We start from the raw sequence: 14,210 nt of genomic DNA on the forward strand, positions 1-14,210 counted from the left end.
GTAAAAACCGCTTACGCATTCGGCGTGTGCGGGGCGGGTTTTTCGTCCAGCCTGTATCCAGGATGGTACGGCGATTTGTGGAGTTGCACATGCTCGAACAGGCTCAGCGCGTTCTCAAGGACATCTTCGGCTACGACAGTTTCCGAGGGCGCCAGGCAGCGATCATCGAATGCGTGGCCAATGGCGGCGATGCCCTGGTACTGATGCCCACCGGTGGCGGCAAGTCGTTGTGTTTCCAGGTGCCGGGGCTGCTGCGCCCAGGCCTGACGGTGGTGGTCTCGCCACTGATCGCGCTGATGGACGACCAGGTCGCCACCCTTGACGAGCTGGGCGTGGCAGCGGCCGCGCTGAACTCTACGCTGACCGCAGAGCAGCAGCGTGAGCTGGCCGGGCGCCTGCGCCGCGGCGAAGTGAAGATGCTGTACCTGGCGCCGGAACGCCTGGTGCAACCGCGCATGCTCGACTTCCTGCGCGACCTGGATATCTCGCTGTTCGCCATCGACGAGGCGCACTGCGTGTCGCAATGGGGCCACGACTTCCGCCCGGAATACCTGCAACTGGGCCAGCTCGCCGAGCTGTTCCCGCATGTGCCGCGCATCGCGCTGACCGCCACCGCCGACATGCGTACCCGCGAAGAAATCGTCCAGCGCCTGCACCTGCAAGGCGCCGAGCGCTTCCTGTCGAGCTTCGACCGGCCCAATATCTTCTACCGCATCGTGCCCAAGGAGGCGCCGCGCAAGCAGCTGATGGCGTTCCTTGGCGAGCGCCGTGGCAACGCCGGCATTGTCTACTGCCTGTCACGCAAGAAGGTCGACGAAACCGCTGCGTTCCTCTGCGAGCAGGGCTTCCCGGCGCTGCCGTACCATGCCGGCCTGGCCGCCGAGACGCGGTCGGCCAACCAGCACCGCTTCCTCAACGAGGAAGGGTTGATCATGGTCGCGACCATTGCCTTCGGCATGGGCATCGACAAGCCCAACGTGCGCTTCGTCGCCCACCTCGACCTGCCCAAGTCGCTTGAGGCCTATTACCAGGAAACCGGCCGCGCCGGCCGTGACGGCCTACCATCCGATGCCTGGATGGCCTACGGCCTGCAGGACATGGTGATGCTCAAGCAGATGCTGCAGAACTCCGAAGGTGACGAGCGCCACAAGCGCATCGAGCAACACAAGCTCGATGCCATGCTGGCCCTGTGCGAAGAAACCCGCTGCCGCCGTCAGTCGCTGCTGGCCTACTTCGACGAAGTCCTCGAACAACCCTGCGGGCACTGTGACAACTGTGTCGACAACATCCAGACCTGGGACGCCACCGAGCCGGCACGCCAGGCTTTGTCGGCGGTGTTCCGCACGGGTCAGCGCTATGGCGTCGGCCACCTGGTCGATGTACTGCTGGGCAAGGACACTGAGAAGGTGCGCAACTTCGGCCACGAGAAGCTTTCGGTGTTTGGCGTGGGCAAAGGCCTGGCCGAGGTCGAGTGGCGTTCGCTGTTCCGCCAGTTGGTGGCCCGTGGCCTGGTCGACATCGACCTCGAAGGCTATGGCGGCCTGCGCCTGTCCGACAGCTGTCGGCCCCTGTTGCGTGGCGAGGTGACCTTGCAATTGCGCCGCGACCTCAAGCCGCAAACCACCGCGAAGAGCGCGTCGTCCAGTGGCGGCAGCCCGGCCAGCCAGCTGGTGCGTGCCGAAGAACGCGAGCTGTGGGAAGCACTGCGCACCCTGCGGCGCAAGCTGGCCGAAGAGCACAGCGTGCCGCCCTATGTCATCTTCCCCGACTCGACCCTGCTGGAAATGCTGCGCAGCCAGCCGGTCAGCCTCAGCGACATGGCCCAGGTCAGCGGCGTGGGGGCGCGCAAGCTGGAGCGCTATGGCCAGGCATTCCTCGAAGTGCTGAACAACAGTGGCGGCACCGACGAGGCGCCAAAGGTGGTGCTCGACCTGCGCCACGAGCTGGTCAGCCTGGCCCGCGCCGGCATGACCCCGGCGCAGATCGCCGGGCAGCTCAACTGCAGCGAAAAGAACGTGTACAGCCTGCTGGCCGAGGCATTGGGCCGCCAGGAGCTAAGCCTGGACCAGGCGCTTGACCTGCCGGAAGACCTGATGATGGAGGTGCAGGACGCCTTCCTCGATGGCGAAGGCGAGTTGCCGCCTGTGTCGGCCATTGCCCCGCTGTTTGGCGCGCGCGTACCTGAGGGGGTGTTGTATTGCATCCGTGCTGCGCTGGCCGCGGAGTTTGAGCTGTAACCCTTGGCAGGATCGAAGGCAGATTCGCCATCTGCTGACCTTTGTCATGCTTTTTGACGATTATCGAACACGCAAGTGTGCCCGAGCCTTGCCTCGTGGGGCCGGGCATGGTTAGCTGCCTAATAATTAGATCTACTCAATGAGTTGCTTATGCCCCTGACCGACAACCAACACCGCTTCGGCATGCAGCTGGCCCAGATGTCCCGGGGTTGGCGTGCCGAGCTGGACCGCCGCCTGGCCGGGCTCAACCTGTCCCAGGCGCGCTGGCTGGTGTTGCTGCACCTGGCCCGTTTCGAAGAGGCCCCGACCCAGCGCGAGCTGGCCCAGAGCGTGGGCGTTGAAGGCCCGACCCTGGCGCGCCTGCTCGATAGCCTGGAGGCACAGGGTCTGGTACGTCGGCAGGCTGTGCTGGAGGATCGGCGGGCGAAGAAGATTGTACTGTGCCCGCCCGCCAAGCCGTTGATCGAGCAGATCGAGACCATTGCCAACCAGCTGCGCATCGAGCTGTTTACCGGGGTGGACGAGGCCGACTTGCAGGTGTGCATGCGCGTGCATGCCAAGATCCTGGCCAACCTGGAGAAATCCTGAGGGCATTGGGGCCGCTTTGCGGCCCTTTCGCGACACAAGGCCGCTCCCACAGGGGATCGCGTACTCCTGTAGGAGCGGCCTTGTGTCGCGAAAGGCTGCAAAGCAGCCCCGGCAATCTAGAAGGTATGCCCCAGGTTCAGGTACACCGCCTGCTCATGCGCACTGTTGGCGCCATAGGTAAAGTTCAGCGGCCCCAACGGCGTCTCCAACCCCAGGAAGATGCTCGCCGCATTGATGTAGCCACTGTCGAACGCGTTGTCGTTGTTCCACGCCCGCCCGCGCTCCAGCGACCCGCCGATGTACAGCGGGAAGTCCAGCGGCACATAGGCCCGTGGCGTCAGGCGGCGGTAGTAGACCACCCGCATCAGGCTCACGTTTTGCCCCGACACCGAGTCCTGGCGGAAGCCTGACAGCTCCCGCGCCCCGCCCATCACGAAGCTCGAGGTGACCACTTCGGTCTCATCCAGCGTGCGCCCGTAGCGCCCGCCCAGCACGAAGGTGTTCGGCCCGCTGCTGATGGCCTTGTCCAGGTTGAACATCCACTGCCGGTAATCCTGGTCGGAGTCCAGCGACTTGTCGTACTTGCGCAAGGTCAGGCCGATGTCCTCGCCGCGGTGCGGGAAGTACACGTTGTCGAGGGTGTCGAACGAGTACTTCAACTCGTAGAAGCCTTCGTTGAAACTGACCTTGGGCAGGTCCTGGTCGCCAATGCGCACCTCCGCCTCGCCCCAGGCCTTGCCCACGCCCAGGCGCACCTCGCCGCTGGTGCCGATCTGCCGGCCCACGTTCAGGCCAAAGCCGTAGCGCTCCAGGCGGTATTCGGCGACCGGGTCGTTGTCGAGGGTGGCTTCGATGTTCTGCGAGCCGAAATCCAGGTAGGGCGCGACGAAGTAGCGCGAGCCCACGTCCAGCGGCTGGTAGAACTCGCTGTACAGTTCTTGCTGGTCGCCGATCTGGCCACGGGTCAACCATTCTGCGCCCAGGCTGTTGATGCCGTTGACCCGGTAGCTGGCGCCCAGGTTGAAGGCGCTGTCGCCGCGCAGGTCATCGGACAAGTTCAGGCCCAGGCGCAGGTAGTCGGTGCCGCCGCGGCGGCCGCGGGCATTGATTACCAGCGTGTTGTCGTCACCCTTGTGCACCACGCGGTACTGCACCCGGTCGAAGTAGTCCAGGCCGTACAGCGTGCCCATGTCGGTCTGCAGGCGGTCCAGCTCCAGCGGCGCATCGATCGGCTGGCGAATGTAGGAGCGAATCACGTCGTCGCTGACTTTGGAGTCGTTCTCGATCCTGATCGCGGTGATCATCGGCGTGCGCTGGCGTGGCGAGCGGGCCACGGCCAGGCTGCTGTCGCCCTCGGGCTGGCGCAGGGCGGCAAGGCGTGGGTCGAGCAGGCGGGTGGCGCGGTAGCCCGCGTCGATCATGTCCCGGGCACGGCCGAAATCGGTCACGCCGAAGGCGGTCAGCGACGGCTGGATGAGGATGTCGTCACGGTGTAGGCTGGCCAGCTGTTCTTCCGAGTTGCGCCGGGTCATCAGGGTGATCGACTGGTTGAGCACATCGACCACGGTCAGCAATTGCTTGCGGTCGCGCAGCGGGGTACCGATGTCGACCACGATGGCCAGGTCCACGCCCATTTCGCGCGCCACGTCGACCGGAATGTTGTCGACCATGCCGCCGTCCACCAGCAGGCGGCCGTCCAGTTCGACCGGGGCGAACACCGCCGGGATCGACATGCTGGCGCGGATTACCTGCGGCAGGTGGCCACGGCGAAACACCACTTTTTCACCACTGGCGATGTCGGTGGCCACCGCGCGGAAGGGGATCGGCAGCTTGTCGAAGTCACGGGTGTCGGCGGTGTGCGCCAGCTTGCTTTCCAGCAGAAGCGACAGGTTCTGGCCCTGGATTACCCCCAGCGGCAGGCCCAGGCTGCCGTCGTCGCGAAAGCTGAGCTTCTGTTTGACCAGGAAATCGCGGTCATCCTGCTTGCGCCGGAACGGCACGTCCTTGCGCGGTGGGGCGTCAGACAGCGCCTGCTGCCAGTCGAGGGTAGTGGCCAGTTTTTCCAGCTCTTCGACACTGTAGCCCGACGCATACAGCCCGCCGATCACCGCGCCCATGCTGGTGCCGGCAATCGCGTCGATGCGCACGCCCTGTTCCTCCAGCGCCTTGAGCACACCAATGTGGGCCAGGCCACGGGCCGCGCCACCCGACAGCACCAGGCCGACCTTGGGCCTGGCCGGTTCGGCGGCGCTTGCTGTAAGCGAGGTGAGGGCGAGCAGGAAACAGAACAGCAAACGGCGCATCGTGAGTCTCAAACCGTGGGCTAAAGACCGCTAGTATAAACGGCCCCTCAACAGGAGATGTTTCACCATGGCCGACAACAAGCCGGAAATCGTCATCACGTATTGCACCCAGTGCCAGTGGTTGCTGCGCGCCGCCTGGCTGGCCCAGGAACTGCTCAGCACCTTTGCCGACGACCTTGGCCGAGTGGCGCTGGAGCCTGGCACCGGCGGTGTCTTCCGCATTACCTGCAACGGCGTGCAGATCTGGGAGCGTAAGGCCGACGGCGGCTTCCCCGAGGCCAAGGTGCTGAAGCAGCGGGTACGTGACCAGTTCGACCCGCAGCGCGACCTGGGCCACAACGACCGCTGAATCAGGCGCCCTCGGCCATTGGCCGTTGCTTGGGCGGCTGCTCGGCAGCCAGGCGGCCGGACAGCACGATGGCGAAGATGATCAGCGCGCCGCCCAGCAGCATGCGCACGCTGGGGGTTTCGGCAAACACCACCCAGGCCACGGCAATGCCGTAGATAGGCTCCATGCCGAACACCACGGCAGCGGTGCGCGCCTTGATCACTGCCAGGCTGGCAACGAACAGGCTGTGCGCCACGCCGGTGCAGAAGATGCCGAGCAGGGCGATCCACAGCCAGTCCATGCTCGCGACACCGGCCAGGCCCGGGGCGGCGAACGGCAGCAGGCACAGGCCCACCACCAAGTTTTGCCACAACGCGGCCTGTACTGCCGGCAAGCGGCCGGAGCCGGCGCGGTTGGTCAGCGACAGCAGCGAGAACAGCAGGCCCGAGAGTAGCGCCCAGAGCAGGCCGCCGGTGGCTTCGCTGGCCAGGTCGAAGGCCGGCGTGACCAGGATCAGGCCGATGCTGACCAGCAGCACCAGCACGGCCTCGTTGCGGCGGATGCGCTCGCGGAACAGCAGGCCTTCGAGAATCACGGTAAAGGCCGGGAAACTGGCGAAACCGAGGGTAGCAATGGCCACGCCACCGACCTTGACGGCAATGAAGAAGCTGACCCAGTGGCCGGCCAACAGTACGCAGCCCAGCAGCAGGCGGCGGGCGTCCTGGCCGCTGAGGCGCTGCCAGCCGGGGCCGGCAACGCTGGCGAACAGGGCCAGGGCAAGCACGGCGAAGGCCGCGCGGCCGAACACGATGATCGCCGGGCTGGCGCTGGCGGCCAGTTTGCCGAAGACGCCGGTGAGGCCAAAGAACAGTGCGCCAATGTGCAGGGCGCCGAGGGCGGTGCGGTGGTTCATGATGGGTCCTTGCTCAAGATCTCTACAGGCAGTGCCGGCCTATTCGCGGGTGAACCCGCTCCTACATCGATTGCAGTGGCCCTGAATGATGTGATTGATCTGTGCGCGGTCTAACGGCGAACAGCATTCTTTGTAGGAGCGGGTTCACCCGCGAATAGGCCGGTACAGGAAAAGTGTAAAGCCTCAGGCAATCAAGTTCTGTCGCAAGACTGCTGTCAATTGTCGCCAGACTCGCGCCGCAACGCCAAAGGCTTACAACCAAACGCCCGTAACATCGCCGCCGAAAACGCACTCTGCGAGCTGTACCCCACCTGCGCGGCAATCTCGCCCATCGGCAGCAGGGTCTGCAGCACCAGCCGCCGCGCCTTGAGCAAGCGCCGTTGGCGAATGTAGTCCATCGGCGTCATTGCGCACTCGGCAGTAAAGCGCGCATGTAGCCGGGCACTCGACAACCCGGCGATGCGCGCCAGGTCAGCCACTTGCAGCGGGTAGGCCGCCTGCTGCTCGATATGCGCATCGAAGGCCGCATACGGCAAGCGCTGGCTGGCGCGCACGCTGGCCGCCGCCGTAGGGTTGAGGCTGGCCAGCAGCAGTGCTGCGCCTTGCCGGGCAATCAACGGGTCATCCATGGGGCTGGCTGCCAGCCAGTCCACCAGCTGCTGCTGGCGCTCATCCAGGCCCAGGGCTGCCGGGCGGTCCAGCAGACGGCGGCTGGCGTCGGCATGCTCGCCCAGCTGCTCGTGCAACCAATGCTCGCCGGGCACGTCCAGCACCAGGCAATCGCTGCCGCCGTCGCTGGCACAGGTGTGGTGAGCGCCGGCCGGTACCACGATCAAGCCTTGTCGACCGACCCCGGCACCTTGCCCCTGTACCTCGAACTCCAGGCGACCGCGCAGGCCGAACACCAATTGCGGGTGTTCGTGGCTATGGGCAATCAGGCTGTCGCGGTAATGGCGCAGCGAGAGGATCGGGCCGGCGGTCATGGAGCGTCCTCGCGGGGCAGAGGCCCATTGTGCCTGATTCGCTGCACACCATCACTCGTCACCGTTTTGCCACGGCGCTGTCATGCACGCCTGCCAGTCTCCAGCTAACTGCGCCGGAGCCTGCCCATGACCCATGCCGAACTGTCCCGTCCCTCGCGCAAGCAACGCGTGCGCACCCTCTGGATCTCCGACGTGCACCTGGGCACCCGCGACTGCCAGGCTGAACACCTGTCGCAGTTTCTCAAGGGCTACCAGGCCGACCGTGTCTACCTGGTAGGTGACATCATCGATGGCTGGAAGCTGCGCGGCGGCATCTACTGGCCGCAAGCCCACACCAACGTGATCCGCCGCTTGCTGACCATGAGCAAACGCGGCACCGAGGTGACCTACGTTACCGGCAACCATGACGAATTCCTGCGCCGCTACTCCAAGCTGATCCTCGGCAACATCCAGCTGGTGGATGAGGCCGAGCATCTGACCGCCGATGGCCGCCGGTTGCTGGTGATCCATGGTGACCAGTTCGACGTGATCACCCGTTATCACCGCTGGCTGGCGTTTCTGGGCGACCGCGCCTACGAATTCACCCTGGTGCTCAACCGCTGGCTCAACCACTGGCGTGCGCGCTATGGCTATGGCTACTGGTCGCTGTCGGCGTACCTCAAGCACAAGGTAAAAGGGGCGGTGAACTTCATCAGCGACTTTGAGGATGCGATTGCCCACGAGTGCACCCGGCGTGGTTTTCATGGGGTGGTGTGTGGGCATATCCACCATGCCGAGATCCGCAAGGTGGGCGAGGTGGAGTACCTCAATTGCGGGGATTGGGTGGAGTCGTGTACGGCATTGATCGAGCACTGGGATGGCAGTATCGAGTTGTATCGGTTGGCCGAGGCGCAGGCAGCGGCGGCGGCAGAGATACGGGAGCTGGCGTAAGGCTTGAGGGCCATGGGGCTGCTTTGCAGCCCATCGCGACGCAAGGCCGCTCCTACAGGGGACCGCGCAACCATGGGAAAGCCCATCGCGACAGGGGTCGCGCAACCATGGGAAAGCCCATCGCAACAGGGGCCGCGCAACCATGGGAAAGCCCATCGCGACAGGGGACCGCGCAACCATGGGAAACCGCGGTCGGTGTAGGAGCGGCCTTGCGTCGCGATGGGCCGCAACGCGGCCCCAAAAAACTTACAGTTTGAGCTTACCGAGCAGGATATCCCTGAACATCACGAAATCACCGGCAAGGCTGTAGAACGGATAGGTAAAGGTCGCCGGCCGGTTCTTTTCGAAAAAGAAATGCCCGACCCAGGCAAAGCCGTAGCCGAACAGCGGTACGGCCAGCAACAGCATCCATTTGCCACTGCCAATGGTGTAGGCCAGCAGCGCGATCACCAGGCTGGTGCCGACAAAGTGCAGGCGACGGCAAACGGGGTTGCTGTGCTCCCCCAGGTAGTACGGGTAGAACTCGGCAAAACTGCGAAACTGCGCTGTGCGGTTCATGACAGTGCTCCGGGATTAATACTTCTGGACAAGATGCACGGCGTGGAGCCTGAATCGAGTCTAGAGTGATTGGCAGCACCTACCAGTGACAATAGGCGCCAATTGAGTATCCTTGGGGTTCACCGCAGGAGCGGTCAGGAAGAAGCCTGTCATGAGTGAAAGAACCACGTCAGCCAGCTGGGCATCAGGGATCGTGAAGGCACTCGAACTGGAAGGGCTGGACTGCCAGGCCATGTTCAAGCAGCTGGGGCTGGACTTCGCTGCCCTCGACGACCCCGACGCACGCTTCCCGCAGGACTCCATGACCCGGCTCTGGCAACTGGCCGTGGAGCTGTCCGGCAACGAGGCCATTGGCCTGAACATGGCACGGGTGGTACGCCCGGCGTCGTTTCATGTGGTGGGCTATGCGTTGATGTCCAGCCGCACCCTGGCCGAAGGCTTCGAGCGGCTGGTGCGTTACCAGCGCATCATCGCCGAAAGCTCCGACCTCAGTTTTGTCCTCGGCGCCGAGGGCTACTCGCTGATCCTCACCGTACACGGCGACCACCTGCCGCCGACCCGGCACAGTGCCGAAGCCTCGCTGGCCTGCGCACTGGCGCTGTGCAAATGGTTGAGCGGCCGGCCGGTGCAGCCACGACGGGTGCTGGTTCAGGGGCCGCAGCCGCGGAATGTCGAGCCATACAAGGTAGCGTTTCATTCGCCGCTGGTGTTCGGTGCGCCGCACGATGCGCTGGTGTTCGAGCGCGCCGACATGGAGGCGCCTCTGCCGACCGCCAACGAAGCCATGGCAGTGCTGCACGACCGTTTTGCCGGTGAGTACCTGGCGCGCTTCTCCGAAAGCAAGGTTACCCACCGCGTGCGCCAGGTGCTGTGCCGCATCCTGCCGCAGGGTGAGCCCAAGCGTGAGACCCTGGCCAAGGCCCTGCACCTGTCGCAGCGCACTTTGCAGCGGCGGCTGCAAGAGGAGGGCACCAGCTTCCAGACCCTGCTCGACGACACCCGCCGCGAACTGGCCGAGCAGTACCTGGCCCAGCCGGGCATGACCTTGCTGGAGGCGGCCTACCTGCTGGGCTTTGCCGACCCCAGCAACTTCTACCGGGCGTTCCGCCGCTGGTTCGATGCCACGCCCAGCGAGTACCGCGCCCGCCGAGGCGCGGAAGCCGAAGTGCTCAGTGACGCCAGAACGCCGGCATACACAACACAAGCACGGTGATGATTTCCAGGCGACCCAGCAGCATGCCGGCAGCGAGGATCCACTTGGCTGCGTCCGGCAGCGTGGCGTAGTTACCCGAAGGGCCTATCACTTCACCCAGGCCTGGGCCCACACCCGAAACCGTGCCGGCGGCGCCGGTCAACGCGGTCATCCAGTCCACCCCCAGCAGCGACAGCAGCAGCGCCATGACGCAGATGGTGATGGCGAAGAAGAACGAGAACGTCAGGATCGAGCGCACGATGTCTTCGTCGAGGCGGTGGCCGTTGTACTTCTGCTTGATCACCGCGCGCGGGTGGATCAGCTGGTTGAGGCTGGCCTTGAGCAGGATGTAGGCCACCTGGAAGCGGAAGATCTTGATCCCGCCTGCGGTGGAACCGGAGCAGCCGCCCACGAAGCCCAGGTAGAAGAACAGCATCAGCGAGAAATTGCCCCACAGGCTGTAGTCGCCCAGGGCGAAGCCCGTGGTGGTGACTACCGAGGTCACGTTCAGCGCCACGTGGCGTAGCGCATCCAGCCAGTGCAGGTTGGTGCTGTACCAGTACCAGGTGCCCAGCACCAGCCAGGTGACCACCAGCATGCCCAGCAAACCCTGCACCTGCTGGTCGCGGATCAGCGCCTTGCGGTTGCCGCGCAGTGTTGCCACATACAGGGTGAACGGCAGGCTGCCCATGATCATCACCACCACCGCCACCCAGTGCACGGCGGGGATATCCCATTTTGCCAATGACTGGTCAGAGGTGGAGAAACCGCCGGTAGAGATTGCCGACATGGCGTGGTTGATGGCATCGAACGGGCTCATGCCGGCCCACCAGAAGGCCAGCGAGCCGAGGATCGAGAAGCCGACGTAGACCCCGACGATCGACTTGGCGACCATGTGCGAGCGCGGCATGACCTTTTCGGAACGGTCGGACGACTCGGTCTGGAACAGGCGCATGCCACCGATGCGCAGCAGCGGCAGAATTGCCACCGCCATTGCGATGAAGCCAATGCCGCCAAGCCAGTGGAGCATCGAGCGCCACATCAGGATGCCGGGTGACATGTTATCCAGCCCGCTGAGCACGGTGGCGCCGGTGGCGGTGATGCCCGACATGCTCTCGAAGAAGGCATCGGTATAGCTGATGTGCTGGGTCAGCAGGAACGGCAGGGCGGCAAACACGCACACCACCAGCCAACTGCACACCGTGAGCAGGTACATGTCGCGCGGTCGCAGGTGCACATGCTCCGGGCGCCCTTGCGCTACCAGGGCCAGGCCGGCAATGAAGGTAATCAGGCTGGACCAGAGGAACGACGGCATGTCGCTGGTGCGCTCGAAGATCACCAGGGTCGCCATGGGCACCGCCATGCCCACGGCCAGGGTAATCAGGAAGATGCCGATGATGAAACCAATGATCCTTAAGGTCGGCAACGCCATGTGATCTGCTCTGACTCGATTCGGAAGGGCGCCATTCTACCTATGGGTTGGTGAGCTGCAAGCTGCGAGCTGCAAGCTGCAAGCTGCAAGAAAGAGCAGCGTACGCCGGCTTGCTTCTGCTTGAAGCTTGAAGCTTGCAGCTTGCAGCTTATAGCTAGCAGCTTGAGAATGGCCGCACATTCACCTGCCAGGAGGGTAGCCGATGGAGGCTCTCGACGCATTGCTCAACCGTGTTTCCGTGCCACGCCTGACCGACCCGGCGCCCAACGCCGCCCAGCGCGAGGCGCTGTTCCAGGCTGCCTTGCGCGCCCCGGACCACGGCCAGCTGCGGCCATGGCGTTTTTTGACCATCGAAGGCCAGGGCCGCGAGAAACTGGGCGAGCTGTTCGCCGAAGCGGTGCAGCACAAGGGTGATGCCACCCCGGCTGCGCTGGACAAGGCCCGCGCCATGCCGCTGCGTGCACCGTTGCTGATCGTGGTGATTGCCAAACTGCAGGACCACTTCAAGGTGCCCAAGTCCGAGCAGCGCCTGGCCGCGGGCTGTGCGGCGCACGGAATCCTGATTGCTGCGCATGCGCAGGGGATCGGCGCGGTGTGGCGCACCGGTGACATGGCATTTGATGCCCATGTGCACAAAGGGCTGGGTCTGGCTGAGAACGAAGAGCTGATTGGCTACCTGTATGTCGGCACGCCGCTGGCCGAACCGCGTACGGCGCCGATTCTGGAGACTGCCGATTTTGTCAGTGGTTGGGGCGAATAACGTAGCCTTGGGCTGATGACTGTATCAAGGCGCCCGGCCATTTCGCGGGTGAACCCGCTCCTACAACAGCATCCACGTACCCCTGTAGGAGCGGGTTCACCCGCGAAGAGGCCGGCCGCCTTTACATCACCTCAACTGCCAATCGCCCCAGCCAAAGGCAACTCCAGCCTGGCCACGAACCCACCCTGCGCATGATTGCCCAGCACCAGGCTGCCGCCATGCCGCTCCGCTGCCTTGCGCGCAATCGCCAGCCCCAACCCATGCCCCGGCGCTTCCTGCCCCGGCGCGCGGAAGAACGGTTCACCCAACTGCGCCAGGTGCTCCGTGGCCGCCCCCGGCCCGTGGTCGCGCACACTGATCACGATCCGCTCCTGCTCGCGCACGGCGCTGACCTCCACCGGCTGCCCCGGCGGGTTGAAGCGCAGGGCATTGCGCAGCAGGTTATCCACGGCCCGCTCGATCAGTGTTGGCCAGCCTTGCAAGGTCAACCCCGGCTGGGCCTCCAGGCGCACGTCCTGTTCAGGCGCGCCGAGCAGGGCGTCTTTGCGCACGCTGCCGAGCAGGGCATTGAGATCGACCGGTTCGGCATGGGCCTGTTCGGCATCCACGCGGGCCAGGGTAAGAATTTCGCTGATCAGGTCTTCCAGCCTGTCGCACTCGCGGGTCAGGCGTGGCCACAGGGTCTGTCGCTGTTCGGGTTCAGCGCGTTCGGCCAACGCCAAGGCGATGCGCAACCGGGCCAAAGGTGAGCGCAGCTCATGGGACACATCGCGCAGCAGCTGGCGCTGGCTGCCGAGGGTGCTTTGCAGGCGCGCCCCCATCTTGTTGAAGTCCTTGGCCAGCACACCGAACTCGTCGCGTCGTGCCGCCAGGCGCGCCAGGCTGTTCTGCTGGTAGGTGCTCTGGCCCAGGTCGTGCACGGCGCTGCGCAGGCGGCTTAGCGGGCGGGTGATGGACAGCGTCACCAGCAGGCTGAACAGGGTCAGCACCACCAGGGCGATGCCCAGCGCACTGAGTGGCCACATCAGGCTTTCGCGGTGCCAGGCATCCAGTGCCGGGTGGGGGATGCGGTAGATCAGCAGGTAGGTTTCGCCGGTGTCGGGGCTGGTGTATTCCTCGGTCAGCCGGCGCCACGGCAAACGTCGCTCATCATTGTGCTGGCGCGCCTCGAAGGCTGCTGCACGGCGTGGGAAGGTACCGGGCACCAAGGCCTCGCCGCTGTCATCGAGCACTTGCACGTCGATCTTGTAGCGGTCCTTGCGCCGCTCCAGGAAGTGCTGCGCCGCATCCAGGCCTTCTTGTTCGTAATGCTTGGCCCACTTGCTGGCCAGGGTATTCAGGCCCGGGTGGCGGCTGAGGATCCAGGCGTCCTGGTTGAGCATGTGGCCAAGCAGGATCGACAGGCCTGCGACCAGGGTTATGGCCAGCCAGAAGCTGGCCAGGATGCGCCAGAACAGTGAACGCAAGTGCACCTCCTAAACAGAAAAAGCCCGGCTCGCGCTGGGGCGGGCCGGGCATGTGGCGGACAGCTTACTGGGCCTTGGTGCCTTTTTCAGCTTTCCAGGCCTGGAACTCCTGCCACTCGGCTTTCTTGGCGGCGCGTTCCTTTTGCAGTTCGTCGAACTTCTTCTGCTGGTCAGGCTTTAGCAGGTTGCGCACTGCGGTGTCGGTCTTGGTGCGGCTGGCCTGCAGTTCGTCCTTCATGGCCTTCTGATCAGCGGCCGGCAGCTTGGACAGGTAGCGCTCGGTGATGTCGCGGCGCTGCTGCATCTGCTCGCCCATCAGCTTGCCGATCTGCTGGCGCTGGTCACGGCTCAGGTCCAGTTGGTGGAAAGGCGCATCACCGCGATGATGCGGGCCGTCGTGACGCGGGCCGCCGTCAGGCATGGCCATGGCCACGGTCGGCAGGGCGGCGGCGAACATCAGGGCGATAAGGGTCTTGCGCATGGTGTCTCTCCTTTCATAGGCCGGTGGTTACCGGATGAG

Annotated in this window: 13 protein-coding genes; 6 read left to right on the forward strand and 7 right to left on the reverse strand. The window is 64.6% G+C overall.

Going from position 1 to position 14,210, the window contains the following annotated elements:
* Nucleotides 1-89 precede the first annotated feature (89 nt).
* Together recQ and ACIP02_RS04490 are read left to right on the forward strand one after the other, a co-directional pair.
* Nucleotides 90-2,237, forward strand: coding sequence for a DNA helicase RecQ (gene recQ / locus ACIP02_RS04485; protein ID WP_400613638.1), 2,148 nt, complete (start codon nucleotides 90-92; stop codon nucleotides 2,235-2,237).
* A gap of 150 nt (nucleotides 2,238-2,387) precedes the next feature.
* Complete coding sequence (locus tag ACIP02_RS04490) at nucleotides 2,388-2,825, forward strand: MarR family transcriptional regulator (RefSeq protein WP_201206157.1); 438 nt, start codon at nucleotides 2,388-2,390, stop codon at nucleotides 2,823-2,825.
* Between the two features lie 116 nt (nucleotides 2,826-2,941).
* Here ACIP02_RS04490 and ACIP02_RS04495 read toward each other — a convergent pair whose 3' ends face one another.
* Nucleotides 2,942-5,128 (reverse strand): patatin-like phospholipase family protein, encoded by a 2,187-nt coding sequence (locus ACIP02_RS04495; RefSeq protein WP_400613641.1) that lies wholly within the window; start codon nucleotides 5,126-5,128, stop codon nucleotides 2,942-2,944.
* 67 nt (nucleotides 5,129-5,195) lie between these two features.
* On the opposite strand from ACIP02_RS04495, the gene ACIP02_RS04500 reads away from it, so the two are divergent.
* Nucleotides 5,196-5,477 carry a SelT/SelW/SelH family protein gene (locus ACIP02_RS04500; RefSeq protein WP_400613643.1) on the forward strand — a complete coding sequence of 94 codons (282 nt, stop codon included), beginning with the start codon at nucleotides 5,196-5,198 and terminating at the stop codon, nucleotides 5,475-5,477.
* A gap of 1 nt (nucleotide 5,478) precedes the next feature.
* Here the strand turns inward: ACIP02_RS04500 and ACIP02_RS04505 are convergent, their stop codons facing one another.
* Entirely contained in the window at nucleotides 5,479-6,369 is an 891-nt protein-coding gene (locus ACIP02_RS04505; protein WP_400613645.1) for a DMT family transporter, read from the reverse strand.
* Nucleotides 6,370-6,584: 215 nt separating this feature from the next.
* A complete protein-coding gene (locus tag ACIP02_RS04510; protein WP_400613647.1) occupies nucleotides 6,585-7,352 on the reverse strand; it encodes an AraC family transcriptional regulator in 768 nt (255 codons plus the stop codon).
* A gap of 126 nt (nucleotides 7,353-7,478) precedes the next feature.
* On the opposite strand from ACIP02_RS04510, the gene ACIP02_RS04515 reads away from it, so the two are divergent.
* Nucleotides 7,479-8,282: a UDP-2,3-diacylglucosamine diphosphatase gene (locus ACIP02_RS04515; RefSeq protein ID WP_400613649.1), complete on the forward strand. Its 804-nt coding sequence runs from the start codon at nucleotides 7,479-7,481 to the stop codon at nucleotides 8,280-8,282.
* A 246-nt stretch (nucleotides 8,283-8,528) separates the two neighbouring features.
* On the opposite strand, the gene ACIP02_RS04520 is transcribed toward ACIP02_RS04515, so the two are convergent.
* Nucleotides 8,529-8,840, reverse strand: coding sequence for a DUF962 domain-containing protein (locus ACIP02_RS04520; RefSeq protein WP_201206147.1), 312 nt, complete (start codon nucleotides 8,838-8,840; stop codon nucleotides 8,529-8,531).
* A 151-nt stretch (nucleotides 8,841-8,991) separates the two neighbouring features.
* On the opposite strand from ACIP02_RS04520, the gene ACIP02_RS04525 reads away from it, so the two are divergent.
* Complete coding sequence (locus ACIP02_RS04525; protein WP_400613651.1) at nucleotides 8,992-10,053, forward strand: AraC family transcriptional regulator; 1,062 nt, start codon at nucleotides 8,992-8,994, stop codon at nucleotides 10,051-10,053.
* On the opposite strand, the gene ACIP02_RS04530 is transcribed toward ACIP02_RS04525, so the two are convergent.
* Nucleotides 10,010-11,464, reverse strand: a complete 1,455-nt coding sequence (locus ACIP02_RS04530) for a TrkH family potassium uptake protein (protein ID WP_400613653.1) — start codon at nucleotides 11,462-11,464, stop codon at nucleotides 10,010-10,012. The genes ACIP02_RS04525 and ACIP02_RS04530 overlap by 44 nt on opposite strands.
* Before the next feature lie 202 nt (nucleotides 11,465-11,666).
* Between ACIP02_RS04530 and ACIP02_RS04535 the strand changes: the two genes are divergently transcribed.
* On the forward strand, nucleotides 11,667-12,224 hold the full coding sequence (locus tag ACIP02_RS04535) for a nitroreductase family protein (RefSeq protein WP_201206141.1): 558 nt from the start codon (nucleotides 11,667-11,669) through the stop codon (nucleotides 12,222-12,224).
* 131 nt (nucleotides 12,225-12,355) lie between these two features.
* On the opposite strand, the gene ACIP02_RS04540 is transcribed toward ACIP02_RS04535, so the two are convergent.
* Both ACIP02_RS04540 and ACIP02_RS04545 read right to left on the reverse strand, forming a co-directional pair.
* Complete coding sequence (locus ACIP02_RS04540) at nucleotides 12,356-13,696, reverse strand: ATP-binding protein (protein WP_400613656.1); 1,341 nt, start codon at nucleotides 13,694-13,696, stop codon at nucleotides 12,356-12,358.
* A gap of 58 nt (nucleotides 13,697-13,754) precedes the next feature.
* Nucleotides 13,755-14,171 carry a Spy/CpxP family protein refolding chaperone gene (locus tag ACIP02_RS04545; RefSeq protein WP_201206137.1) on the reverse strand — a complete coding sequence of 139 codons (417 nt, stop codon included), beginning with the start codon at nucleotides 14,169-14,171 and terminating at the stop codon, nucleotides 13,755-13,757.
* Between the last annotated feature and the right edge of the window lie 39 nt (nucleotides 14,172-14,210).

The organism is Pseudomonas sp. NPDC089408 (assembly GCF_044749445.1).
Classification (GTDB): domain Bacteria; phylum Pseudomonadota; class Gammaproteobacteria; order Pseudomonadales; family Pseudomonadaceae; genus Aquipseudomonas.

Coding starts and splice junctions, on each gene's coding strand:
- recQ (WP_400613638.1), top strand. CDS start 90: ATGCTCGAACAGGCTCAGCGCGTTCTCAAGGACATCTTCGGCTACGAC.
- ACIP02_RS04490 (WP_201206157.1), top strand. CDS start 2,388: ATGCCCCTGACCGACAACCAACACCGCTTCGGCATGCAGCTGGCCCAG.
- ACIP02_RS04495 (WP_400613641.1), bottom strand. CDS start 5,128: ATGCGCCGTTTGCTGTTCTGTTTCCTGCTCGCCCTCACCTCGCTTACA.
- ACIP02_RS04500 (WP_400613643.1), top strand. CDS start 5,196: ATGGCCGACAACAAGCCGGAAATCGTCATCACGTATTGCACCCAGTGC.
- ACIP02_RS04505 (WP_400613645.1), bottom strand. CDS start 6,369: ATGAACCACCGCACCGCCCTCGGCGCCCTGCACATTGGCGCACTGTTC.
- ACIP02_RS04510 (WP_400613647.1), bottom strand. CDS start 7,352: ATGACCGCCGGCCCGATCCTCTCGCTGCGCCATTACCGCGACAGCCTG.
- ACIP02_RS04515 (WP_400613649.1), top strand. CDS start 7,479: ATGACCCATGCCGAACTGTCCCGTCCCTCGCGCAAGCAACGCGTGCGC.
- ACIP02_RS04520 (WP_201206147.1), bottom strand. CDS start 8,840: ATGAACCGCACAGCGCAGTTTCGCAGTTTTGCCGAGTTCTACCCGTAC.
- ACIP02_RS04525 (WP_400613651.1), top strand. CDS start 8,992: ATGAGTGAAAGAACCACGTCAGCCAGCTGGGCATCAGGGATCGTGAAG.
- ACIP02_RS04530 (WP_400613653.1), bottom strand. CDS start 11,464: ATGGCGTTGCCGACCTTAAGGATCATTGGTTTCATCATCGGCATCTTC.
- ACIP02_RS04535 (WP_201206141.1), top strand. CDS start 11,667: ATGGAGGCTCTCGACGCATTGCTCAACCGTGTTTCCGTGCCACGCCTG.
- ACIP02_RS04545 (WP_201206137.1), bottom strand. CDS start 14,171: ATGCGCAAGACCCTTATCGCCCTGATGTTCGCCGCCGCCCTGCCGACC.